Source organism: Bordetella ansorpii, from assembly GCF_900078315.1.
In the GTDB taxonomy this organism is placed as follows: Bacteria; Pseudomonadota; Gammaproteobacteria; order Burkholderiales; family Burkholderiaceae_B; genus Bordetella; species Bordetella ansorpii.
Genome location: NZ_FKBS01000025.1, coordinates 220,381 through 243,361, shown reverse-complemented (window position 1 = coordinate 243,361; position 22,981 = coordinate 220,381). Strand labels below are relative to the sequence as shown.

The window sequence follows — 22,981 nt, the reverse complement described above, 5'->3', positions numbered from 1 at the left end:
GTGCGATCACTTTCCGAAGCGAGCGCTGTTATTGCAGGCGGACCACACGTCGGTATCCACCGCCGCCTTGACCATCCCGCAAGGTAAACCGGACCTCGAGGGCTTCGGCTTGGCTGCGGCCCTGGGGGACCGTTGCTGCGGGAACCCAGCCCGCATCAGGTAGCCAGGCACGTACTTCAAAGCCCTGCACGCCCGTCAGCAGGGCCGTTGCGTCAGCCGCACGAGGGGCCGGGATCGGCAGATCATTGGTGCCGGGCGCGGCCGCGCGATAGAGCGTGCCGTTCGCGACCCACCATTGCACGCGCTGCCAGCGGCCAGGTTCAGCCGATGCCGCGCGCACGACGCCCAGGCGCGTTTGTCCTTGGCCAGCCCGCTCGACTTGCACGGACGGGGGCAGAAAACTGCGTCGCTGGCTCGTGGGCAGCGCGGCGGTCAGTTCCAAGGTGGCTCTGAGGCGCAGGTCCTGATCGAGCTGTCGGATGGCGCGCAGCACGGCGGCATTGTCTTCACGCGCGCTGGTCAGGCGATCCGATGTCGTGATGATGCTGTCCAGGCCCCGCCACGCCATCAGGCTCAGCAGCGCCATGACCAGCATCGCCACCATGATCTCGATGAGCGAGAATCCCTTTTGCCGCCGGCGGCCGTGCCGGGCCGGTATCATCGTGGCGCTCCCGGCATGGCCGGCACGACGACGCTGGTGGTGGCCAAGCGCGTGTTGCCGCGTCCGCCGTCACGCACAAACGCATTGATCGTGATGCGGCTCGCGCCGCCCTCAACACGTTGCACGATCTGCTCGCAGGCGAGCGGCAAGCCGCCCTGCGGACAAGGCACGACCAGGCTGCCGGTCTTGAGCGCCGTCACGCGCAGCAAGGCCTCGCTCAACTGGTTCTCGGCGGAGATCATGGCCAGCGAGCGGTCCCGCAACATGCCGGTGTTCTGCGTGATGGTCGCCGCTGCGCGCGCGACCGCGGCCATCGCAATACCCACGATCGCCAGCGCCACCAGCACCTCTACCAGCGTGAAGCCGGCCTGGCGACCGCACGTGCTGCGGCGCGGGCGCCGGGATAGAGGGCTGGGGATCTGCCTCATGGCGATACCACCACGAAGCGGCCGCTGGCCTCGCGCCGCACGATCACGACGTGGTCGCCATCCGAAAGACGTACCTCCCAAGGCGGGCCCACCCATTCATCGGTCAGCACGATGGGGCCCTTGGCATCGACGCGCCTCATGCGCGCTTCCCACTGCCGCGGCCGCAGCTCGTTGTCACGTGCGAAGGTGTCCAGCACCTGTGTGGAAGCGGTAGGAATCACGACGTTGGGCCGTTCGATCCATGAGGCGCGCGCAAACCGGTATCCCTTCTCATCGGCCTGCCAAACGATGGCGCGCCCGTCGGTGCGAACCTCGGTCTGTGCGATATCGAACAGTTGTGCAAGCCGCAAGGCATCCCTGCGCAGCACCTTCGATTCGTCCGGCGAGATCGAGAAGGTCACCGTGGCCGTGGCGATCCCCACGATCACCAGCACCACCATGATCTCGATCAGGCTAAAGCCCCGCTCGCCAGCGGCACCGATGGGCGGATTCCTTGAGCGGGTGGACATCAGCGCCTTTTTGTCATAACATACTGACAAGTCGATTTTGGCATTCTGGCTGCCAGCCAGAGCATCAGACAGCGGAGGTGCGCCCATGGCAGTGATCACTATTTCTGCGCGAGATTTCGCCCGGGACATGGCTGCCGCCAAGCGCGCCGCCGCGCAAGGCCCTGTGTTCATCACCGACCGCGGCGTGCCGCGCTATGTGCTGCAGACCGTGCAAAGCTACTACCACGCGACGACGGGGAAAGCCGAGCCCTCGCTGCTGGAGGCCATGCACGCATTGCCTGCTGCCTCGGACGACTTCGAGCCCCCCCGGCTGCCGGTCCAGTTCTCGCCGACATCCTTCGATTGAGGCGGGTTGCTGATGTTCCTGCTTGATACGAACGTCGTGTCCGAACTGCGTCCAGGCAAAAAGAACGCGGAGCCGCAAGTTCTCGCTTGGGCGGCGGGCAGCCAACTCAGTTCATACTATCTGAGCAGTGTGACCGTTTTTGAACTCGAATTAGGTATTTTGCGGCTCGAGCGAACCGGGCAGGGCACGCAGTTGAGGGCCTGGTTCAACGGCCTGCGAAACACCTTCCAAGGGCGCGTACTGCCTTTTGCCGAACAGGCCGCCTTGCTGTGCGCCAACATGCATGTGCCAGATCCGAAGTCCTACCGCGATGCCATGATTGCCAGCATTGCGCTGGAGCATGGTTTTGTCGTCGTCACCCGCAACACCGAGGACTTTTTGGGAACGGGCGTGCGCTTGCTCAATCCCTGGGAAAGCGCCTAGCCTGCCTGAGCCCGCGTGCGGCGAAGGAGCAGGCATGGAGTGGCTTGCACGCAAAACCATGACATATGGCTGACCCGATCCCGGTGATACGCTACGCGAAAGGAGTCCCGTCATGGAAAGCAGAATCGACGCATTGAAAGCGCACCTTCGCCCGAACGTGGTGGGCGCATTGGGCGGCGTTGTCGCTGTCGCAGGCCTGCTTTACTGGGGCGTCATGATGTGGCAGCCGGCGGACTCCACGCCGCCCAGCGCTGCCGCGCAGACGCAGCCATTGGATGTCGTGGCCACTGCCGCGACCTGGTTCACCCCGGAACCCACCGATGTGCAGGTCACGATGACCGGGCTGCTGCGCTCGAACACACGCGCCAGCGCCATGCTCTCGGTCAACGGCCGCCCCTCGCAGGCCTACGTGGTGGGCGAGCGCGTCGCGCGTGGCGTGGTCATCAAACACATCGAAGCGAATCGGGTGGTTCTCGAGCAAGGCGATCGCACGATGGTGGTCGAGTTGCCCGCACCCGAGGATGTGGGCCAGGCGCATATCACGCGCACCCAGCCCCGCTCATAGGGCGCCCGAGCAAGGTCTGGCACGCCGCCGCACCGGGTATAAACCCTATGCGGCAGGGTGTAAATGTTCTGTAATTTGCATCATCCGACTGTCGCCGCGCATCGGTAGAGTACCGGCTTTTATTCGCAAAGCGAGCCGGTGCGAGTGCCATGTCCAAGCGCGTCTCCGACCTTTCTGCCTTGCCTGCCCTGGTCGCGTGTGCGCCGACAGCCGTGGCATCGCCGTGTGCGCAAGCTCGCCTTGCCTTGTGCCACGTCGTCGAGACCCAATACTGCACGCTGCGCCAGCGCTTGGCCTATCTGCTCGAGTGCGACCAGCTCGCGGGCGATGTCCTGCACGACGTGTATATGCGGCTCTGTACCCACGCAGTGCCCACCCATGTGCGAGATGCCAAGGGCTACGTGCTCCAGATGGCATTGAATCGCGCCAAAGATCACCACCGCGCCTACGCGCGCACGACCCCCCTGGATGACTGCGACGATGTCTTGCTGGCTGAGCCGGGACTTGAGCCTGAGCGGCGCGCGCAAGCGCGCCATGCGCTACGGGTGCTGGACCTGTCATTGCAACGCTTGCCCGCCCGATGTCACGCGCTGATCTGCGGGATGTACGTCGACGGCGAAGCCTGTGAAGCGCTGGGCCGTCGCTGGGGGCTGTCCACAGCGGCAGTCAGACGCGAAATACGCCGCGGCCTGCGTGCCTGTCGGAAGGATTGCGATGAGGTCCCAAACGGGGCGAGTCAGCATCGCATGCGCAAGCAGAACTATCTTGCCCCTGCCGGGCACGCGCGCGCATGACAGGCACAGCGCGAAAGGTGGGCGCGCGGCCGAGGTCGCGCCTAGCCTTCTGTGGCCCGAGCCGTCCAGGCGTCGAGCAACTGATCGTTGAGCCGAAAGTCCGGCGCGTTCGGAAAGTCGAAACGCTGGGCATCCAGTGTCACCACCTTGACGAACGACACGACGCGCGCGTTTGTCGATCCGGCCCGCAGCGCGGTGCTGATCGTGCGCACATCCCAGACACAATCGGTCAGTTTCAGGCCCACGAACCAGCGTATCGGCATGCATTCGCGCACCGCGCGCGACAACGCCTCGTCCGAGCAGAGATGGCCATACAGGATGCGCACCAGCATCAAGCGCAGAATGGCCCTGGGCGAGATATGCAGGTGTTCCGGCGCGGTCAACTGCCCCAGGAGATCGAGGATTTCTTGCTTCTCCGGGTTGCGTGTCAGATGCTCGTCCACCGTGAAGAGCGGGTGCTCAGGGCACATGTAGTGCCGATAGTGCGGACGGTCCATCCAGTCCGAGTGCGACACCAGCCATACATGAGGAAGTTTGTAGCGCTCGACGTATACCGGCCCCGTGGCGATGGCGGCCTGGCAATGGTCTTTGATATGCCGAACGAATGCTGTCGCGTCAACGGGCACCATCGCCCTGGGCTCGAACCTGACCCACGATTCGTTGCGTTCCCGCGCAGCGGCGTCTTTTTGACGCTTGCGCTCGTCACGACGGGACTGTCGTGCGCCAGGCAGGTCAGGCGGGTGGTGTTTCATCAAATCTCGTGGGTGAACGGGATAGGACTGGTCCATGCGATGAGACTCCAAGAGCGTATCTGGCGCCGCAGCGGTACTGCGGCGACGAATCGGCAAGAGAGCGTAGGGGTAGGCATTCATGCCCATGAGCGCGGCAACCACGGCAAGTTGCTTACGCAATGTAGGCCGCGCCCCATGTCCTGTTAAGTGAAAAGTCAGCCGCAAATATGCGTCGAAGTGAAATGTGCGTAGTGTTTTGTTCAAAACAAAAAATGTCGCGTTTCTGTCATGAAATTGTTATCGAAACTTATCAAGATAAAAGGTTATTTTTTGAAAATCGATCGTTCTATCACCGGAGCTTGATATGCCAAACAGCATCGCGAGCGAGACAGCAAAGAACGGCAGCAAGAAGGAAAAAGGAGAGGAGAGGAGCAAACTGCGCAATGCCTTTGCCCGCCGAGCGACCCTGGAAGAGTTGCGTATTCTGGTCGCCGTGGCCGAGTGCCGCAGCTTCAAGTTGGTCGCCGACACCTTCCACCTTTCGCCGCCAGCAGTCTCCAAGAAAGTCGCACGCATCGAAGAATTGCTCGGCGCGCCCATCGTGCGGCGGCGCAAACAAGGCGTAATCGGGTTGACCGACTGGGGCGAGATGCTCATCGGTCGCGCACGCGAGGTGCTGGAGAAGTTTGACGCGATGGCCGCCTTGGTTGGCGCGCCCAGCCGACACACGCGTCTTCATGTCGGCCTGCAAGCCGACATGACCGGACCGCTGTTTCTGGAAGGGGTGGCCGAGTTGAACCAGGCGCTGCCCACTACCCAGTTGAGCGTCACGGCGTCCTTGTCCGAACAGCTGATCGGTGGCCTGGGCAACAGGGAGTTCGACGTGGCCTTGCTCACCGTGTTGGAGACCGCTTCGGCGTCGACGATGAAGGCGATGCCGGCTTGCGACTGGACCGAACTGGCGGTCGAGCCCCTGTGCTGGGTCGCTAATCGCCGGCTGTCCTTGGCCGATCTGGACAGCGTGCCTCTGGCGCTGCACCCGGACGGTTGTGTGTTTCGCAATGCTGCGCGCTTGGCCCTATCCGCGATCAACAAGTCGCACTGGGTAGCGTTCAACGGCGATGTCCATAGCGTTCGCGGTGCGGTGCAGCGCGGCATTGGCATCGGGGTCATGCGGCGTGCCGATTGCGGTGATGAAGGGGTCATTCTCTCGGCCGAGGATGGCTTCCCTCCCTTGCAGAATGTCCATTTGCTGCGTGCGGTACGCCGGGACGTACAGGACCGGGATGCTGCGGATCGCGTCGCCCAAGTGCTCGAAGCCGCGTGGCGGCGCAGCAATCCCCCGCTTGCCGAATCCCAAGTGTGAGCAGCTCAGGTATGCACGGGGAGCAACTCTTCGGATGCGCCCAGTTGCCCGTCACTTTTTTCATGCGACGGAGACATTCAGCGTGCAGCCTGTCGCCATTGTATTTTTTGTCTCGCATGCGATCAGGCACGGCCCCGCAATACCGCGCCGCCAGCCCGGCAACCGAGCGAGATCCTCTGGCTCCAAGGAACCGTTCTTTGCCGATGATTTGCGACCGTCCTGTCAACGACATGCCGATCTACCAGATGGCGCAGTTGGACAACCAACTGACCCACGTCATGGGCATCGCGCGCAAGCAGCCCGTGCTGATACAGCGGTACAACAAGCCTTTCGTCTGCATCTTCCCCTACGAGCAGGCCCCGCCGCAGATGCTGTTGGGAGACTACGTGTCCGAGCGTCACCCATTGCGGCCCGTCAAGGACTATCTCGACCATGAGATGGCGCGCCAGGCCGCAGCGCTCAACATGCTCCGGCGCCGGCATCTGTGGCCCGTGCCACCCAAGCCGCTGGTTCGCGCCGTGATCCTCTGGGCACTCTACTCGTTGGAGGACGAAGCCAGCCTGCATGACCAGATCTGCTGCAATCTCGCCTTTCGATGGTTTGTCGAAGCGGATCTGTTGGGACCCATTTGGCCCCAGGAGCAATTCGTCCGCGGCCTGCGCAAGCTGTTCACGCATCGCAGCAGTGCCATGACGTTTGCATACCGCGCGACGCGCACGATACAGCAGCAGTTCGCCGGCAAGGCCACTGAGTTCCGCCTGAATGTCCCGTTCGTAGAGTCCTGGGTCCGCCGCGAGATTGCCCGGCGGGAGCCTGGATCATGAGGACGCGCCTGAGCAGGCTGTTCGCCGGGCCGCAAGTGGCGAGGGTAGCAATTCTGTCATATTTGACAGCGCAAAATGTCAACACCCAGGTCCACGCGCAGGGGAGACCCAGCTATTCTCAACCCCTCGAACAAGGCAATAGGTAAGTCTCGCAAGAGCTTTCCACCGAGACGTGTATGAAAAAGCGAAAGCCAAAGCCAAATCTGTCGGTGAGCCTGCGCGAGCTGGCCGAGGACCCGGTCTCATGGTTTGAGCGTGCTGCGGTCGAGCCCGTAGCGGTTCGTGACTCAGAAGGCGATGAGCCGAACTTGGTCATGATCTCGGAAGCGGAGTGGCGCGAAATGATCGCGCCTTACTTGGCACTCATCCCAGATGATCACCCCTTGGTGCGTGTCCATGAGGAAGTGCAGCAGCAAACGCGCTGCTGGCACGGGACGGGCCTGTACTTGCCGGGCGGGTTCCGCGTACTCGACCCCACGACTCGGCTGCATGTTGCCGCATTTCGCGCTGCCGTTTTGCAGACCTTATACGACATGTCCTTGCCGCAGATGCACGACGAAGCGACATACAACATCATCTACCGTTGGTTCATCGGCGAAGAATACTTGCTCGCGCACCTGCCCAGTGTCCAAGAATTCGAGGCTCTCTCTGCCGATCTGCAAAAAGAGCCTTCGATCTGCCGTCAATTGGTCGAAGCCGTTGGGCATGGCGGGCGCGAGGATCCGCAGGGCGATGTTTTTTTCATCAGCCATACTCGCCTTGCGTTTTGGGCTGAACGCGCAGCCGCCTGAGGTTTTCCTCCTTTCGCCGACCCGCTGATCGCGTTCGCCGCGCGGCAAGATTTCATCCACGCTTTTCGGTTATTGCCATCGAGGCGGGCGCGGCCCTGCCCACTTCGACCGCTCCCTCCGCGCCCGGCTTCCCCTCGCGCGCGCCAAGGGAGCTTGCAAGGCTTGACCTCATGACAACCGCCTTGCAGTCCCGTACAAACGCCTGTTGTACGTCACTTTTTTTTCCTTTCTGCAATCTGACATCCCCACTATGGCTCGACGTGCAAGGGTGCAGCACTCGACATACCAACTCGACCGCTTGCCGATCACAACGATAGGCGCCGGTGCAGCCCCCGATGCCGTGAGATGGCTGTGTCCGACTGGCCAGCACAACATGAGATCGAGGAGGCTATGGGAAGGGGCAAAAAAAGAGCTGGCCGGCCTGATGACAGGGCGCAGGGAGCATCCATCGATCTGTGCAAGCGGCGATTCTCCACCCGTGAGCTGAACCGGCATTTGGGCGCATTGCTTCTACTGGCGACCAAACAACCCGTCCTCATCGATCGCTACGGGCAGCCCTACGTGTGGCTCGTCTCGCACGACACCTGGGTCGAGACTGGCGTCACGGTCGACGACTATGTGTCGGGTCGACATCCGTTGGTAGCCGTTGCCGCCACTGTCGACCCCATCATCGACCAGCACAGCACCTTTCTCCGTAACCTGAAGGTTCGCCACCGCCTTCAGATCCCGCCAGGCGCGTTGCTGCGGGCGCTGATGCTCCAAGCCCTCTACTCTGTGCCCACCGAAGGCGCCCTCTACGACCAGATCGGCAGCGATATGGCTTTTCGGCGGTTCGTGGGCCTGGGCATCAAAGAGCGCCTTTGGGATCTTTCCCGTCTCACGCGCGAAATGCGCGTCATGCTGCGCAGCCACCACGCCGTGCTGGTCTTGCAGTTGCTGTTGCGATCTGCGGCGCCGGTGGCGCAACGGCCCGAAAACGGCTTGAATCTCAATGGCGCGCTAGTGCGCGCTTGGATGATGCGCCATCGCGAATTCGATTTGAGCATGCCGGCAAGAGAATGGCTCCCAGGCATGGTGTGATGACGGGCCGGCCCGCAAGGCCCGGCCCCATGGCCCGTTCGCCAATATGTCATGGCGCCTTACGGGTGGCTCGGTTCGAGGAGACGGACACGCACCCGGCTCCCGTCGACTTGGCCGACTACTTGTGTGCCCATTACGACAAGCTCAAACGCATCTTGGCGAGCCAACTGGGCTGTGCAGACTGGGCCGCCGAATGCCTGCACGAGACATGGATAAAACTGCGTGGTGTGCCGACGCGGATGTCGCTGTACCCCACCGCCTATGTGCGCCGCGTGGCGCACAATGTTGCGCTGGACATGATGCGCAGCCGAGGTATCGAGCGCATGGGCCGCGCCGAAGAGAGCGAACTGTTCGAATGCAAGGACGAGGCCCCGGGGCCGCAGGATGTCGCGCAAGCGCGTGCGGCAGTGTCCGCCTTGATCGAGGCGATGAATCGCCTGCCACGGCGCCAATGCGCCATTCTGCTCGACGTCCGTCTGGAGAAGCTGACGCAGCGCCAGGCTGCGGATCGATATGCCATTTCGCTGGCCGTGCTCAGGCGTGAGTTACGCCGCGCCGAAACTTTCTGTGCGCAGCAATTGGCGCAGCACGGCTCCCGATGAGGGGGAGGGCGCTGCCTGCGGTCAGGTGTTTTGCCAGCAGAAGACCATAAAAGCTCGAAGCGGAGCATTCAGCCTCTTGCGTAATAGCGGCACTCCCTCTATTGTAGTGAACATCACTACCTTTTCTGGGGGCGGCTATGGAAGAAGTTGTCTCTTCGGCGGATGCCAACCGCGACTTCTCGCGTATCTTGCGAGCAGTGCGGGCGGGAACCAGCTATGTCGTCACGTCCTATGGGTGTCCGGTAGCGCGCATCCTCCCTTTCGACACGGATGAGAAAAATCTCCCGGGGGCACGCACCGCGCTCATATCGCGACTGGACGATCAGCCTGTGATCGACATCGGAGGCTGGCGGTCCGAGGATCTCTACGGGGGCAAACCGTGAAGGTGGCTATCGACACCAGCGTTCTCGCCTATGCCGAGGGCCTGCACGGGATAGACAAGCGCGATACCGCGCGCGATATCGTGCGCTACTTGCCGCAAGGCGCCGTCGCCATTCCCGTTCAGGCGTTGGGGGAGTTGTTTGACGTGCTCACGCGCAAAGGTGGCCGAACACCGGTCCAGGCCCGAGACGCCGTTTCGAGTTGGCGCGATGCCTTCCAACTCATCGAGACGACACACGACGCCATGCTGGCCGCGATGGACCTGGTGGTCGTTCATGATCTAAGCATCTGGGACGCAGTCTCTTTATCCGTCTCCGCGAAGGCCGGCTGCCGCTTGTTCCTGTCCGACAAGCTTCAGGATGGCTTTACCTGGGGTGGGCTCACGGTCGCCAGCCCCTTCGCTTGCACACGCCATGCGCTGCTTGTCGAACTGATGTCCCCGAGAACGAGCCACTGACGTGAGCGCCCGTGTAGCCGCTGGCCAGATGCGGGCCAGGCTGCACTCGAAGACCTATCAACCGGTCTGCTCGCGGTCGATACACCGCCTGCTCGCGCCTTGTTGCAGGACCGCAGCGGGCAGCGCCGAGGAGGGGGATAGGACGCCCGCGCTTGGCGGGATCAGCCGTTCAGCGGCGCTGTCAGCCAGGTTGGCCTGGGCACGCCAACGATGCAGCAGCGCGTCATCGATGCGGAATTCGCGCCCATTTTCACTTTCCGTGATGGGGTGCGCGAGCACGATTTCCGCAGGCGCTGCCATCAGGCTGGACTGCGACATGGCCCGCGCAGCGCGCTCGAACTGCCGGTAAGGCCACAGGCAGCCACAAGGCTCGACCCCGACAAAATGGCGAAAGGCCAGGTTGTAGCCGATCTTCTCGTACAGCTTCTTGAACGTGTCGATCGAATAGAGCATCTGTAGCAGCAGTGCCCTGGACAAGCTCGCAGGGATGATGCCCAAAGGCGGATCGGCAACCGCTTGCCACAGTGCGATCGCGTGTGCGCCATCCAGTTCCAGCGCCTTTCGCAGTTGCCGCAACGGATGCTTTGCCGGGACCTGGTGCGCTTGCGCATTGGCCTTGAGGGTAACGATGCGCACCCACGGCTTGTTCCGGTTCGTCACGAGTACCTGGCCGTTTCGTGCTTGCCGGATGATCTTGGACAGTTTGCGGTCCAGCTCCAGCAGCGACACGGTGTTTTCTTCCTTCATACTTGTCCTCATCGTGGATGGCTGGCACAAGCCGGGCGTCCATCCGAGCGGCGACGGCTATCGCCTCGATGAACTTGTCGTGACAACTTCTTGTGCCTAGCGTCCAGTCTATGCAGCAGGCCGAGAGAGGCAAAATCGGAAATTCGATCTGCAAAATAAGTTTTCCCGAAAACTGTGCGCCAATCGTTCCTGGGTGTGCCGGGAAATCAGAATGTTATGTATTTTGCGACATCTAAAATTCATACGAAGGGCGCAAAAATGTCATAGCCTTATGTTTTGAAAGCCGCGACCCTTTCGCTACAAGACGGCCTCACTGAAGCAGCGATGAACCATGAGGCTTGAATGCGAAGATTGGAAGAACCTCATGCCCCATCGCCACCGCCGGCGCCTAAAAAGAAAACCATCACGTTGGCTCAGTTGCGGACTTTCGCGGCTATCGCGGATGCGGGCAGTTTCCAGGTCGCCGCGAAGGTCTTGTTTCGGTCCCAGCCCGCTATATCACAGCAGCTCAAGCAGCTCGAGCGAGTCCTTGGCGCGTCGCTGCTAAGTCGCAGCCAGGGTCATGTGGCGCAGGTCACAGCCGCCGGTGAGCGGTTCTTGGCCGTAGTCAAAGAGGCTCTGGATCAGCTCGACGGCGCGATCCATGCGTTTCAACGCGCCGCAGGGGCGCCTCAAGTACGGCTGGGCGTACCGGCCGACATATTGCCGATCGTGTTGCGGGCATTAGGCAAATCCTCGACGTTGGGGCCGGACCTTGAAGTGACACTCGTCACCGGACTGTCCGCACAGTTGCTCCGCGGCTTCAAACATCAAGCGTTCGACGTGATTCTCTACCGATCGCTGCAAAGCGTCAGCCAAGGGCTTGAAGAGTGCCTGCTCGAGGCCGAGACGCTGCATTGGATTGCTGATCGTGAACTGTGCATCGACCAGTTGCCGGCGGTGCCTTTGGTCACCTTCCCCGAAGAGAACCTGTATCGGGTCGCAGCAATTGGCAGCTTGGACGGCACCAGCCGTCCATGGAGCATCCGCTGTACAACGGCCGAGATCGATAACGTGCGCGCGGCAGTGCGCGCCGGTCTGGGTATCGGGACTCTGCCTGGCCACCTGTTAGACCAGAATGTGGTCGTGCTCAACGAACGGCATGGCTTTCCGCCGCTGCCACCTGTGCGACTTTCAATGGCGGTACACGGCCAATCACATCCATTGGCCGGACACGTGGCTGAACTACTCGCCGCGCAGTGGTCCGTGACCGCCGAGTAGTCCGATCTTGCATGATTCCATATCAGCTATCTGGGCCGCGTCGCTGCGTGGTTGCCCTGGTCTCGATCCGTCGCCAGCAGAGTAACGGACTGGGCGACCCGCTCGTGCAATCCAATGCCATCGCAGCGCAGAATACCCATTTTCAGAAAAGCGCCAAGGTAGGGAAAAGAATAACGAAATACGTTGGCATTCTGACGAATAGGTTAATTGGTTTATGTAGTGCGGCGCGTAGAAAACCGGAATATGGTGCGAACTTGTTTAAAAGTGGGGGGTTTCTACATAACATTCGGCCATTTTTGTTTGGAAAACGATTAATTTGTGCGTAACGGCGTGAGTTTAGATTTACGTTTCAACTCGGATGTCGAGGGCCGATCTCTCCGTTCGAGTACGACTAACCGCGTGACATCATTGGCGCGCTTGTCGAACCGAAACAAAGGGAACACGTCATGCTGCAAGCTCCCGCGCGCCGAACCGTTGCGCTATCAAAATACCCAACTGGAATGAGTGTGCATGCGCTGGCAGCCAGCCCCAAGCTGAGCCTGGCTTTTCTGCGTATGAATAACATATGCAATGCCAAATGCGAATTCTGTGATGTGTGGAAAACCCCCCAGGTCGATGCCGATGCGCGCATCGATATGCTGGCGCTGTGGCGAGATCTTGAGCAACTAAATCCGTCTGAAGTCAATGTCCATGGGGGCGAGGCATTCTTGTCTAGGGACTTCTTCAATATTCTGGATATCAACGCCAAAACACCCATCTCCATCACGACAAACGGTACTGCATTGTCTCCAAAGCTTCTGGAGCGCATACGCTCGCACGGAAGTTTCCTGAAGAAGTTCTACGTTTCCATCGATCATGTGGACCCGCTGCGCAACGCAGATTCGCGCGGGATTCGTTGGCTCAACTCCAACCTCTATCCCGCTCTGCGTTACCTGAAACAGCAGATCGACGACACCATCATCATCGTCAATCATGTTGTTAGTGCCCTGAACTACGACAGCATCGATCGACTCTTGTTGGCCATGCGCGATGTCGGGGTAGACAGCGTCAACCTCATTCCGATCAAGGATTATCCGTCGCTGTATCTGCGCCCGGATCAGATCACGACCTGCATGCAGAAGATCGACACTCTGCTGGCACAAGGGCACATCGATCGAGACTTGTTCATGGACGGCAACTACCAGATATTCGGCTCATCGGCCCAGGATTATGTGCGCGCGTCTCAGGGGGTATACAACGGCGCGACCAAGAGCGCCTGCGCCATTCCTGCCACCTCGCTATTCATTGATGCAGTCACGGGAAATGTCTATCCCTGCGATACCACCATGTATCGGCCAGACCCGGATCAGTACGTCATGGGGAATGTGCGCGAGCAGTCGCTGCAGGCGATATGGGGCGGTGCCAGATTCAATGCATTTCGAGCAAAGATGTTCCCGGCAATCACCTGTGAATGCATCAACGGCTGCGATCCGGCCAACTCTCTGAGGTAGCTATATGGCAACCGAACTCGTGGTCAATGCGCACCGCCAGTTTGCCCCAGGCAAACCCGTCCTCTTCTGTATTCCTGACATCCGCGATAGCGTCGGATTCGTCAATCGTGGGTACGAGCTGGGCCTAAATCTGATTTTGCTGCTCAAGCCCAAGTGGCAAAAGACCACGAACCTGGATGGATGCCTGGCCTACATCATCGTCGACGACGTCAAACAAGAGAACGTGGCCGATGCGGTGACAGCGGTACAAAAACTTCAGCAAACCTTACCCGGGGCAGAAGCGATTGACTACTACCTCGCGTTCTCCGAACTGAATATGGATTTTCTGGGCGCTTTGGTCGAAGGGCTCACGGGCACTTGCGTACACCAGCCCGGGGCACGCGCTTTTCGCGACAAGCGTGTGATGCGCGAGCTGGCCCAGGCCAAGGGCTTGCCTTGCCCGGTTTTTGCTCCGGCCGATCAACTGCTCAGCGCCCGGTCGCGATTTTCCAGCTTCGTCGGTGACGTCGGGCGCGCAGCTGAGCGCAAGCGCGCGCCCGTCGGGTTCGTGCTCAAGCCGCGTGATAGCTGGGGCGCGCGCGGTGTAGAGGTGTACGCGGACAGCGAGGCGCTGTGGGCGGCGCTATGTGCGTTGCAAGAGCCGCAGCAATATCTGGTCGAGGAACGGATCGTTGGCACTTTGGTGCATGTCGACTCGGCGGTATTGCATCGCCAAGTGATCTATCACGGCATGGGTATCTACCTCTACAGCTTCATTCGCAGCGAAGTAGAGGGCCCACACTTCATGTGGCACTCCGTTGCGCCGGACGGTGCGCTGGGTCGCGCATTGACGCTCTTTAATCAGAAGGTGGTGCAGGCCTTTGGACTCGACTATGGATTCACCCACACTGAGGTGTTTGTCGAATCAGGTACGGGTGACCTTGTTCTGTGCGAAACCGCCTCACGGCCGCCGGGCTTGCAGTTGCTCGATCTGCACGCAATGTCGCAGGGCTCGCATGCCTATGATCATTTTCTCGACGGCCTGGTCGGGCAGACCACGGCCAGCGCCAAGCGATTTCACACGCCGCGTACTGTCGGCTTGGTCATCTTCAACCCCATGCCTGGAGTTCTAACTGAGGTTCGCCCGTTGGAGGAAATCCTGGACGAACACGTCATCGCCTGGGAGCAAAACGCGCAGGTTGGGACCAACTACGAAGAGAGCCATTACACGGCGGAGCTGGGGCGCATTGTCTGCGCGGCGCCGACAGAGGAGGAGTGCAGGCCCCTGCTCGAGAACTACATCAGCCGTTTCCATTGCAGCTTCGCCGACGTTGCGCCGCAGCCATGAACATCCGTTACCTGTTCCTCGGCGTCCTGTTCGTCAATGGGGCAGGTTCGAGCATCCTGGCAGTCGGATATCCCTACGGCTTGCTCGCGGGCGAGGCCTCCATGTCGCGCTACTACCTGACCATGGGGGTGGTCTTCCTGTTCATCTCGCTGGGCACATTGTTCTGGGGCAGGCATATCGATCGCTCAGAGAACATCTGGCAGATGCGCATGCGTATCCTGGCGCTGGAACTGGCGTGCTCACTCGCCCTGTTGCTGCTTGTGCTGTCCGGTTGGGATCTATCCGCCTTGCAGTTGCTGTGCTTGATCGCTGTGTTGGAGTTTCTCTTTGCTTACGAGATTCCATGGTCGCGCGTTGCCTGGCACGAACTCAACAGTTGGTCTCATGCGCGCGGCGCGCCCAAGATCGACCATGCGTTCGCCATCGTCGCCACTACCTCGCTGATATCCGCGATCGGGCCAGGTGTCGGCGCTTTCCTCGGCATGGAGCACGGGCTGGCCGTCCTGGCCGCAATCAAGACCGCTTCCTTGGTGCCGTACAGCGTCGTCTGCTGGCGCTTGATGCGCGTTCAGATGCCTCGGGTGCAAAGCGCCGGCGGCGCAACGCGGCCGCGCAACGCCAGCCTGTCCGCCGTCTTCGACCTACCGAGCTACCGGGTGCTCGCCGCAACGATAGCGACCACCCTTGTCGCCAGTGCGTTTCTCATGGTTGCGTTGCCGGTGGAGGTCAATCGCAGCCTGCTCGGCATGAATCCGATCTGGGTGATCGCGTTCTATCTGCTCAGCGCGGTGATCCCCATCTGGGTTGCGCACGCGCTCGGACGCATGGGCCATCGTGGGCCGGTCTCTGCCCAGCCCGCCTCGACCTTGCTCGGGCTACTGGTGCTGGGCTGCCTGTTCTTCACGGCCGACTCTTTCTATGCCAAATGCTTGGCCTACGTTCTCTACAACGTGGCGATCGTGTTCTTCAACATGATGGTGACCGATGTCATCTACCAGAAGGGCCTGGAACGTCACCAGGGAAGGCTTTTCGCTCTGGTGCAGGTGGTCTCCGGCTTCGCCTATCCCGTCGCTGCGGCCATCGCCGCCGCGCCGCTGTCCTGGCAAGGCCAACTGCCGCTGGTCAGCTTCGTGGCGATGTCGCTAATGGCATTGACCTTGTGCTGGCTCTTCCAGATCAACAAAGTTGTCGCAGCCGCGCGCGGATAGCGCGGCTGCCCGTGCAGGCGAGACCCATCCCATGTCATACCTCAAACCGTATCTTGGCAACACTTGGATATCCCAGCGCGCGGCAGAACACGTGCAATCGGTGGTGCAGAGCAACGCCGTGTTTCGCTATACGCCCGAAAGCAAATACTGCCGGACCGTAGAGGCGCTCGCTTGCCAGGCGCTCGGGGTGTCGCATTGCTTGCTAGTGACCAATGGCACGGTAGCGCTACGCGCGGCCTTGCTTGCTCTTCGGCCACAGCCCGGGCAACTGGTCTTCATTCCGTCCATCACGTTCATTGCCACGGCCAATGCCGTACTCAACTGCGGATTGGTGCCGGTCCTGGTGGATGTCGACGAATACGGCATGCTGTGTCCGCAGGCCCTTGCGAAGGCGATTGATCTGACACCGGGCAGGCCGCTGGCGGCCATCGCGGTGCATCTGGAGGGTGCGAGCGCACAATTGCCCGCGATACTGGAGGTTTGCCAACGCGCAGGGCTCCATCTGGTAGAAGACTGCGCTCAAGGAATGGGCACCACCTACGAGGGCAGGTCAGTCGGCAGCTTCGGCGCGTTCGGGTGTTTCAGCTTCCAGGCCAACAAGCTGCTGAGCAGCGGGGAAGGCGGACTGCTGGTGTCGACCGATTCGACGCTGTTCCGTCGTGCCAGCATGCTGGTCGATCACGGGGCCGAGCGCACCGCCCAGGGCTATCCTGACTGGAGCCAAAGCATCGGCTTCGGCGATAACGGCAAGTTCAACGAAATCCAGGCTGCGCTGCTGATCGCGCAGTTTCAGGGTTTGACACAACTGTGTGCCGACTTGGGAGCACACTACACCGAGTTGCGCGACCTTTTTCCCGACGACGCGATCGTACAACGCCCCGCAGGATCCGTGCCCGTGTCGGTTTGGCTCAAGCGTAGTCAGCTTGCCCCGAGCCTGCGCGATCTGCCGTGGCTCTACGACTGGCGCGCTTGGGACATGCCGGCTCATCCCATCTTGGGCTCGCGGCTGTCTCCCTATGCGGATGGCTTTCCGTGGCGGTTGCTAGAACAGCCGTTGCCGGACGCTCAACTGAACCGCCACAGACCATTTTTGGACGAGCGCGTTTGCCTGCCCGTCCCCGCCGACGACGCGCTTTTCTGTGTGGTGCGTGCAGAAGTGGCAAAGCGGGTGTGAGCATGATCCTCTCTCCCACGTTCTTCGAGCCCATTGGTTCGCTACCGGATCCCGTTCGAGCGGTTCTTGGTGGACCTTGTATCTGCTACGCGAAAGGCAATCCGGCCCGCCTCTCGATCCAGGATCTGATCGACTCGCTGGTGCCGGCGGTGATCGCGGCTCGGCATGGTTGCCCAGTCTGCCTGTACTTCCAATCAGCAGAAGCCGTTTTGATGGCCAGCACACTGCATTTCGATCCGTCGAAGGCCGACCACGAAACGATGCTGCGTTGGCTCGAGGACGGCCTGTGCCTGGCGCTGGAGGCGCTCGGCGTGGACACGCCGCCAATCTACTGGATCGACACGGCTGCGCCTGCCTTCGAACGTTTGGTGGACGATCTGGTACTCGGCATCAAGGCGGTACTGGCGCCCACCGACCTGTGGGGGCTCTATGCCAAAGTACCAGGTGTGACTTATCCCTGCGGCCAGCCTGAAGAAGCGGTCATGGTAGAGGTCTACTACCGCAACATCGCGCTGTACAGCCCTTCATTCCTGACCCGTGCATTTAACCTGGCTCCCGATCGTGTCTTGTTTGTCGAGAACACGACGCAACGCAAGGCCATCGATATTCTCCACAGGAAAGCCGGATTGGCGCGGCCCGCCATGCTGCTTTACCCGCCTGCGCCGAACACGCAGGGCAAGGAGATGTGTCAGGGCAACCGCAACCACACTATCGAACTTCGGCATACCGACCAGCAGCTTGCGCATCGTGCTACGCAGCTCGGCCACGAAAGCTATTACCGCCAGGTTCTTGGTCAACTCGATGTGGCCGATGTGATGCAGCGCTGGAAAGCGCATGTGAGCGTGTCATGACGCAGACCATCGTTCTCGTCGTGCGCGGCGCGCCAGGCAGCGGGAAGTCCACGATCAGCCAGCTCGTCAGAGACGAGATGATCAGGCGCGGCCGTCTCGTCAGCTGGCTGCCTTGGGATACCTTCCACCACTTTATCGAGCCTCGTGCGACGCTGACCAAGCAGACGATCCTGAACGACACCCAGCGCCTGCTTCGGGCGGCCGTGGACTGCATGCATGCCGCCACGCAGATCATCATCATCGACGGCGTCTTTCTCTACCCCGAGGAGAACGACGCGATAAGAGGATGCTTTCCTGTCGGCGCAGCCACGCTGTTGCGTTACCGCCTCGTCGTATCGACGGACAACCTGCTACGCCGCAATGTGATGCGTTGCGCGCAAGACCACCTGCCCAGCGCGCGCATCCGCGAGGTGGATCAGGACCCGCTATGGAACAAGGGGCTGGCTGGCGAGCACGTGCTCGCCAATGATGGTAACGATCCACACCCGGTCGCTGCCGTTTTGTGCGAACACATCGAGCAGCATTTGGGTCGCGCCAGCGGGTCGTTCAATCCCACACGGCTTGACGCATGGCGCATGGGCAGTCGTCTGCGCTGCCCGGCTCTGCATCGCTTTCGGGATTTTGATCTCCTGGCCTCGCCTGCAAGTAACACCTGGGTGGCAAATGCCTGTTTTGACTTTGGCTTGGATCCCGCCGAGGAGCAGCGCCTGACTGCGTTGATCACGCAACAGCCCGCTGCGTTCAATTATCTGAATGCGGACTCGCGCATCATAGGGGATCTACGAGCACTGGCTCAGCGTCACGGCTTGCAGTGCGAACAGGCTGATCAATGGCAAGCGCCAGCCCTGCGTATTGCTGTAAACGCCGAGGTCAGACAGAGCTTGGGCAAGGACTCGGCTCGGTTTCGCCGCACGTTGGCAAAGATGGATTCGGCGCTGTGTGTGCGCTTCGGGCCAACCACCGACCGCCTTCAGCTTTGGCAGGATGCGCTGTGGGTAGACAGGCACAGTTGGAAGGCGGATGCGGGAAGCGATATGCACAGCCTTGACCGCGAGGACCTGCAGTATCTGCCTGGTGTGCTCGAGGACCCCTGGCGCTTTCATCTGGCCGTCGCCTACCACGTGGACGGCACGCCGGGTGCCTGGTCGTTGATGCTGAGCGCGGGGGAAGAGCGCTGGTATGCCGCGAAGTGGGGGGCTACGCCTGCGGGCAGGCAGTTGCAGATGGGTCTCGAGTGTTTCGTCTGCCACTTGGAACAGTTGTACGTGCCGGAGCGTGGCATGTACGTAGACCTCTGGGGACGACGCAGCGAGTTCTACGAGCAGATCGCGACCACGCACGTCCCTCGTGTCCACCTGAGGGTCCACACATGAACACGCCATTGCCTGTTTACGGCCCCTCGGTGCGAGGGTTCTTCGAGCAGGATCTCAAGCGGATTTCCAGGCACGGCGTCTGCCTGCTGCCCGAATGGATCTGCGAGAGCATGGTGCAAGCCGCGCGCGCAGCGCACTGGCAGCCGGCCTTCTACGCGGTCCTCCCTCCAGGCCGGGCCGAGGTTGCGCTGCAAATGGATCTCGACGATCTGCAGCAGCGCTACGCAGCGGTAGCGGGGCCCAAAGCCGTGCTGCTTGCCCACCCCATGGGGTACGTCGACCCACACTGCGCTGCCTTCGCGAACGGCGGCGCGCCAAGTTGCCCGTGCTTTATCGATTGGTCGCAAAGCTATGGCTCGATTCCACTGCAACCGTCCCTGTCACGGTGTTGCGCAGCCTACGTCTCGTTCAACGGCAACAAGCTGATCGGCGACGGTGGCGCCGTGCGCCTGACCGTCGCACACCCTGGCGTGGACCTCGGGCTGCATTTCGCACGGGTTGCGCGGCTGAAACGGGACTGGCTGCAAGCGTACCTGCAGGACAACGAACTCACCGGTGCGATTCAAGACGCAAGCTGGGGTGCCCAGCACCATTCGAGCCCTATGCGCACAGTCCTGCAGTGGCATCGATTGCCCGCGGCTGTTCAGGGGCGTCTTCGCCGCCTCGGCATGGTTCAGCCGCTGCTGGAGAATCCCCGCGCCGATCACGTCTCGCCGAGCCACGCCTACCAACGGTGGCATGCACAGATCATGCTGATGTTTTCCTCGCCGCGTGCGGGTTGGATCGAACATGCTTGACGTCGCTTCCATAACGCCGCAATGCGGACTTTGGTCGGACTTCGTTGCGCTATACCGCGACTCCGTCCAACGCCGTTTGTCAGCCACGCGCGTTCGTGCGAGGTTGGATGCGTGTGATCGCGACCAGGAGCGCATCTTGGTCGAACGTCTGGAGCACGGCCAACGCGGCTTGTTCCTGCTGCGCGACGGCGGTGCGGCCCTGGGCCTCGCGGAGGCGTGGCTGGAGTCCGGCCCAGTTCGCACCTTGCATGTCTGCGACTTCTACATCGCCGCGGCACATCAGCGCAAGGGTCTGGGGCAGGCGCTTTGGTACGCCGTGGTCCAGTGGGGCCGCTGCGCGGGCGCACGCCGCATCCGTGTTCAGATCGAAGTCGATGAGCCCGCGAGCGTGTTCTGGCAGAAGCTGGGCTTGCAGGCTCTGTCCATCGCAGACCGTCGCATTGAGTACGGCATGGGCATGCCGGATCTGCGCCTGAGCTGGATACGGCACGGAGAGATTGCGCCGCTCGACCATTTGGAAGTCTGCCCGACGGATGAGGAAATATCGCTCGCGCAGTCGGCTGCGGACCTTGCTACCAGCCTTGGTACGCGGCTGCTGGGTCCGCCGGAGGGGCAACAGATCTTCTCTTCTCCCCAACGGCGCGCCAGAGAGACGGCCCAGGCGCTTTCAAGCCACAGCGCGCGCTACGTCATCGCTCACGATTCTGCTCTGTGCGAGTTCTTCCCGGTAGAGCTTATTGGCATGCGGCTAGACGACATCGAAGCGCGGTATGGCGCCGACTATGAGCACCGCCTGATCCACACTCCACTCGACATGCCGTTCGCGGCCTCCGAAAGCGCGCATGCGGCCGTTCGACGTGTTTCGCAGTTCATGGAACACGTGGGAAGCGCGTCCATTACCTGTGCGCTCCCGGTGATCGTGTCGCATCAGAACCTGCACAACCTGTTCGTTGCGCACGTGCTGGGCGCCAACCTGAATCAGTCGGGCCGCCTGCATTTGCAGAATCTGCACGCCACCACTTTCATCTATGACCCGTACACGAAAAGGTTCGAGATCGAGAGCTTGAATGTGCCGCTATGAGGAAGAGCCATGTCCGCGCCAACCATTGTCTTTGATGCCGACCCATTTTGCTTCGGTCCAATTTCGACCACCCTGAACATCGTCGAGGACCTGCGGTTACGAGGCAATCTGCCGGATAGAACCCGTTTCGTGCTGCTCGGGACGCTAACCAGTAGCCAGTTGGGCCGCAGATCGGGTTTGTTCGACAGCATCTACGAATGCAACACGACCGACCCGAAGGATCTGGATGCGCGCGCGACGCTGCTCACCAATGCCGCGTTGTTCGTCAGTAACACAAACCCGGCCTCGATCTCGGCTGCAGCACGGCTGGGCATTCAATCGGTCTATGTCGACACCTTGTTCTGGATGTGGAACGATCTTCCTGCTGATCTGGCCTTGGCAGACAAGGTGTTCATCCAGCATTTTCATGGCATTGAGGAAAACATCGAGCGCCTGCGTGCAGTGGTCTCCGACCCGCAGGTCGTCGCTCCGATTCTGTCACCCACGCTGCCTGATCCCACCGACGATACTGATGGCCTGCTAATTACGCTGGGCGGCATCGACACGGTCTATGCCGACACCGGGCGGTTCTGGTTCGAGTTCCTGAAAGATCTGCTGGCGCTGCCGAGCGTACAGTCCGAGGCCTTTGTCACTATCGCCGGCGGCGGCCATACGATCGGACGCCTCGCCCAAGCGCTGGCCGGCTCCCATCCCAACCTCGAGATCGGGTGCTTTAACAAGCAGGATTTTCTACGCCGCTTGCGCGACGCCCGGAAAGTCCTGGCCAATCCCGGCCTGACAACCTTCTATGAGTGCCAGGCCCTGAACAAGGACGTGTTCTTCCTGCCGCCGCAGAACTATAGCCAGCAGCTCCAACTGCAGACCTACCTGCACGATTACTACAGTCCAGAGCAGGGCTTCCCATGGAATGTTCACCACGGGTATCCGCCGATTCCGCGCTACTTGCCCGAGCAAGAAGGGATCGCGCTGATAGCCGCCTGCGCGGAACGGTTCCTGTCGTTGTCTACCGAACGTGCGCGCGCAATGGCAATGATCGAGACCTTCCTTGGCAAGTCCCCATCTGGCGCGCCGTCGGCAGGCGATTCGAGTCTGCAGCGACGCGACACTTCAATCGTCAGCCATATCGAAGCGGTCCTTGCCGAATTTATCCCCCGAAGTGCTCCCCTCAACTCTTCTGAAGTAGCATAAAAATGGAAAACACGATGTCCTTGCGTCTTAAAGGGCTGACGATTTTCGTCGGCGGACCCATTCAACATGCGCTCAAAGCACGGGCGCTAGACGAAGGCCTGAAAGGCCATTTGGCGACTGCCATCTCCCTGCTGGAGGCATACGGTGCTCAGGTGCTCTCCGCGCATCGCGCGGAGAAGTTCGGTGCCGATACGCATTTGTTCACGCCGGACGAAGTATCGCGCCGCGACCGTGCTTGGATGGAGCAGTGCGATATCTTCGTTGCCGTGCTGCCGATGCATCCCTTGGACGGGACACTGCTGCGCACCGACGGCACGCATATCGAGCTGGGTTGGGCGTCCGCGTTACGCCGGCCGATTGTGCTGGTGACCGCCATGCCGATTGATGCTTCGGCTAGCCACCTGCTCAAGGGGTTGGCGACGGTGGCGCAAGTCGAGCACGTTGCCATAGACGCCTTTGAGCGCGAGCCGGCTGTCCTCGCGCAGGTTCTGGCGCTTATTGCCGAGCGTGACGCCCAGGCTGCATAG

Annotated in this window: 27 protein-coding genes; 22 read left to right on the top strand and 5 right to left on the bottom strand. The window is 61.1% G+C overall.

From position 1 onward, the window contains the following. Positions 1 to 28: 28 nt before the first annotated feature. From A7W11_RS18710 to gspH, 3 genes are read right to left on the bottom strand one after another with little or no spacing between them, the layout of a single operon-like run. A complete protein-coding gene (locus A7W11_RS18710; protein WP_066417035.1) occupies positions 29 to 661 on the bottom strand; it encodes a prepilin-type N-terminal cleavage/methylation domain-containing protein in 633 nt (210 codons plus the stop codon). Beyond that, positions 658 to 1,089, bottom strand: coding sequence for a type II secretion system minor pseudopilin GspI (gspI, locus tag A7W11_RS18705; RefSeq protein WP_066417026.1), 432 nt, complete (start codon positions 1,087 to 1,089; stop codon positions 658 to 660). The genes A7W11_RS18710 and gspI overlap by 4 nt, the downstream gene beginning before the upstream one ends. After that, the gene (gene gspH, locus A7W11_RS18700; protein ID WP_235816916.1) at positions 1,086 to 1,697 is read right to left on the bottom strand and encodes a type II secretion system minor pseudopilin GspH; all 612 of its coding nucleotides are present in this window, start codon (positions 1,695 to 1,697) and stop codon (positions 1,086 to 1,088) included. The genes gspI and gspH overlap by 4 nt, the downstream gene beginning before the upstream one ends. On the opposite strand from gspH, the gene A7W11_RS18695 reads away from it, so the two are divergent. From A7W11_RS18695 to A7W11_RS18680, 4 genes are all read left to right on the top strand, one after another. Next, entirely contained in the window at positions 1,684 to 1,944 is a 261-nt protein-coding gene (locus tag A7W11_RS18695; protein WP_066417023.1) for a hypothetical protein, read from the top strand. The two genes, gspH and A7W11_RS18695, sit on opposite strands and share 14 nt — an antisense overlap. A gap of 12 nt (positions 1,945 to 1,956) precedes the next feature. Beyond that, a complete protein-coding gene (locus A7W11_RS18690; protein WP_066417017.1) occupies positions 1,957 to 2,367 on the top strand; it encodes a type II toxin-antitoxin system VapC family toxin in 411 nt (136 codons plus the stop codon). 112 nt (positions 2,368 to 2,479) lie between these two features. After that, positions 2,480 to 2,932, top strand: a complete 453-nt coding sequence (locus A7W11_RS18685; protein ID WP_066417010.1) for a type II secretion system protein N — start codon at positions 2,480 to 2,482, stop codon at positions 2,930 to 2,932. Positions 2,933 to 3,081: 149 nt separating this feature from the next. Beyond that, positions 3,082 to 3,726: an RNA polymerase sigma factor gene (locus tag A7W11_RS18680; protein WP_156523159.1), complete on the top strand. Its 645-nt coding sequence runs from the start codon at positions 3,082 to 3,084 to the stop codon at positions 3,724 to 3,726. Between the two features lie 41 nt (positions 3,727 to 3,767). On the opposite strand, the gene A7W11_RS18675 is transcribed toward A7W11_RS18680, so the two are convergent. Beyond that, the gene (locus A7W11_RS18675) at positions 3,768 to 4,514 is read right to left on the bottom strand and encodes a transposase (RefSeq protein ID WP_162270292.1); all 747 of its coding nucleotides are present in this window, start codon (positions 4,512 to 4,514) and stop codon (positions 3,768 to 3,770) included. 307 nt (positions 4,515 to 4,821) lie between these two features. Here A7W11_RS18675 and A7W11_RS18670 point away from each other — a divergent pair, with 307 nt between their 5' ends. The 7 genes from A7W11_RS18670 (at position 4,822) to A7W11_RS18645 (ending at position 9,958) form a co-directional block, all read left to right on the top strand. Continuing rightward, on the top strand, positions 4,822 to 5,823 hold the full coding sequence (locus tag A7W11_RS18670) for a LysR family transcriptional regulator (protein WP_066416988.1): 1,002 nt from the start codon (positions 4,822 to 4,824) through the stop codon (positions 5,821 to 5,823). A gap of 230 nt (positions 5,824 to 6,053) precedes the next feature. After that, positions 6,054 to 6,647 (top strand): transposase, encoded by a 594-nt coding sequence (locus A7W11_RS18665; protein ID WP_156523158.1) that lies wholly within the window; start codon positions 6,054 to 6,056, stop codon positions 6,645 to 6,647. Between the two features lie 176 nt (positions 6,648 to 6,823). Next, positions 6,824 to 7,438, top strand: coding sequence for a transposase (locus tag A7W11_RS18660; RefSeq protein ID WP_156523157.1), 615 nt, complete (start codon positions 6,824 to 6,826; stop codon positions 7,436 to 7,438). Between the two features lie 345 nt (positions 7,439 to 7,783). Then, positions 7,784 to 8,518 carry a transposase gene (locus A7W11_RS18655; protein WP_082887363.1) on the top strand — a complete coding sequence of 245 codons (735 nt, stop codon included), beginning with the start codon at positions 7,784 to 7,786 and terminating at the stop codon, positions 8,516 to 8,518. A gap of 110 nt (positions 8,519 to 8,628) precedes the next feature. Then, positions 8,629 to 9,120 (top strand): RNA polymerase sigma factor, encoded by a 492-nt coding sequence (locus tag A7W11_RS18650; RefSeq protein WP_162270291.1) that lies wholly within the window; start codon positions 8,629 to 8,631, stop codon positions 9,118 to 9,120. 137 nt (positions 9,121 to 9,257) lie between these two features. Continuing rightward, positions 9,258 to 9,503, top strand: coding sequence for a type II toxin-antitoxin system Phd/YefM family antitoxin (locus A7W11_RS29155; protein ID WP_082887361.1), 246 nt, complete (start codon positions 9,258 to 9,260; stop codon positions 9,501 to 9,503). A 2-nt stretch (positions 9,504 to 9,505) separates the two neighbouring features. Further along, on the top strand, positions 9,506 to 9,958 hold the full coding sequence (locus A7W11_RS18645) for a PIN domain-containing protein (protein ID WP_218188615.1): 453 nt from the start codon (positions 9,506 to 9,508) through the stop codon (positions 9,956 to 9,958). Between the two features lie 57 nt (positions 9,959 to 10,015). On the opposite strand, the gene A7W11_RS29150 is transcribed toward A7W11_RS18645, so the two are convergent. Beyond that, positions 10,016 to 10,705 carry a type II toxin-antitoxin system prevent-host-death family antitoxin gene (locus tag A7W11_RS29150; protein ID WP_066416959.1) on the bottom strand — a complete coding sequence of 230 codons (690 nt, stop codon included), beginning with the start codon at positions 10,703 to 10,705 and terminating at the stop codon, positions 10,016 to 10,018. 351 nt (positions 10,706 to 11,056) lie between these two features. On the opposite strand from A7W11_RS29150, the gene A7W11_RS18635 reads away from it, so the two are divergent. The 11 genes from A7W11_RS18635 (at position 11,057) to A7W11_RS18585 (ending at position 22,981) form a co-directional block, all read left to right on the top strand. Continuing rightward, a complete protein-coding gene (locus A7W11_RS18635) occupies positions 11,057 to 11,965 on the top strand; it encodes a LysR family transcriptional regulator (protein ID WP_218188614.1) in 909 nt (302 codons plus the stop codon). Positions 11,966 to 12,411: 446 nt separating this feature from the next. Then, the gene (locus tag A7W11_RS18630) at positions 12,412 to 13,455 is read left to right on the top strand and encodes a radical SAM protein (protein WP_082887358.1); all 1,044 of its coding nucleotides are present in this window, start codon (positions 12,412 to 12,414) and stop codon (positions 13,453 to 13,455) included. A 4-nt stretch (positions 13,456 to 13,459) separates the two neighbouring features. Then, positions 13,460 to 14,782 carry an ATP-grasp domain-containing protein gene (locus A7W11_RS18625; RefSeq protein WP_066416950.1) on the top strand — a complete coding sequence of 441 codons (1,323 nt, stop codon included), beginning with the start codon at positions 13,460 to 13,462 and terminating at the stop codon, positions 14,780 to 14,782. Then, the gene (locus A7W11_RS18620) at positions 14,779 to 15,990 is read left to right on the top strand and encodes a hypothetical protein (RefSeq protein ID WP_066416945.1); all 1,212 of its coding nucleotides are present in this window, start codon (positions 14,779 to 14,781) and stop codon (positions 15,988 to 15,990) included. The genes A7W11_RS18625 and A7W11_RS18620 overlap by 4 nt, the downstream gene beginning before the upstream one ends. Positions 15,991 to 16,021: 31 nt before the next feature. Continuing rightward, the gene (locus A7W11_RS18615) at positions 16,022 to 17,164 is read left to right on the top strand and encodes a DegT/DnrJ/EryC1/StrS family aminotransferase (RefSeq protein WP_066416941.1); all 1,143 of its coding nucleotides are present in this window, start codon (positions 16,022 to 16,024) and stop codon (positions 17,162 to 17,164) included. Positions 17,165 to 17,166: 2 nt separating this feature from the next. Next, a complete protein-coding gene (locus A7W11_RS18610) occupies positions 17,167 to 18,015 on the top strand; it encodes a hypothetical protein (protein WP_156523156.1) in 849 nt (282 codons plus the stop codon). Continuing rightward, entirely contained in the window at positions 18,012 to 19,388 is a 1,377-nt protein-coding gene (locus A7W11_RS18605; protein WP_066416925.1) for a P-loop NTPase family protein, read from the top strand. Before A7W11_RS18610 ends, A7W11_RS18605 begins: the two co-directional genes overlap by 4 nt. Further along, the gene (locus tag A7W11_RS18600) at positions 19,385 to 20,185 is read left to right on the top strand and encodes a hypothetical protein (RefSeq protein WP_156523155.1); all 801 of its coding nucleotides are present in this window, start codon (positions 19,385 to 19,387) and stop codon (positions 20,183 to 20,185) included. The genes A7W11_RS18605 and A7W11_RS18600 overlap by 4 nt, the downstream gene beginning before the upstream one ends. A gap of 136 nt (positions 20,186 to 20,321) precedes the next feature. Continuing rightward, positions 20,322 to 21,266: a GNAT family N-acetyltransferase gene (locus A7W11_RS18595; RefSeq protein WP_162270290.1), complete on the top strand. Its 945-nt coding sequence runs from the start codon at positions 20,322 to 20,324 to the stop codon at positions 21,264 to 21,266. Between the two features lie 9 nt (positions 21,267 to 21,275). Then, positions 21,276 to 22,454: a hypothetical protein gene (locus tag A7W11_RS18590; protein ID WP_066416898.1), complete on the top strand. Its 1,179-nt coding sequence runs from the start codon at positions 21,276 to 21,278 to the stop codon at positions 22,452 to 22,454. 14 nt (positions 22,455 to 22,468) lie between these two features. Continuing rightward, positions 22,469 to 22,981, top strand: a complete 513-nt coding sequence (locus A7W11_RS18585) for a nucleoside 2-deoxyribosyltransferase (protein WP_156523154.1) — start codon at positions 22,469 to 22,471, stop codon at positions 22,979 to 22,981.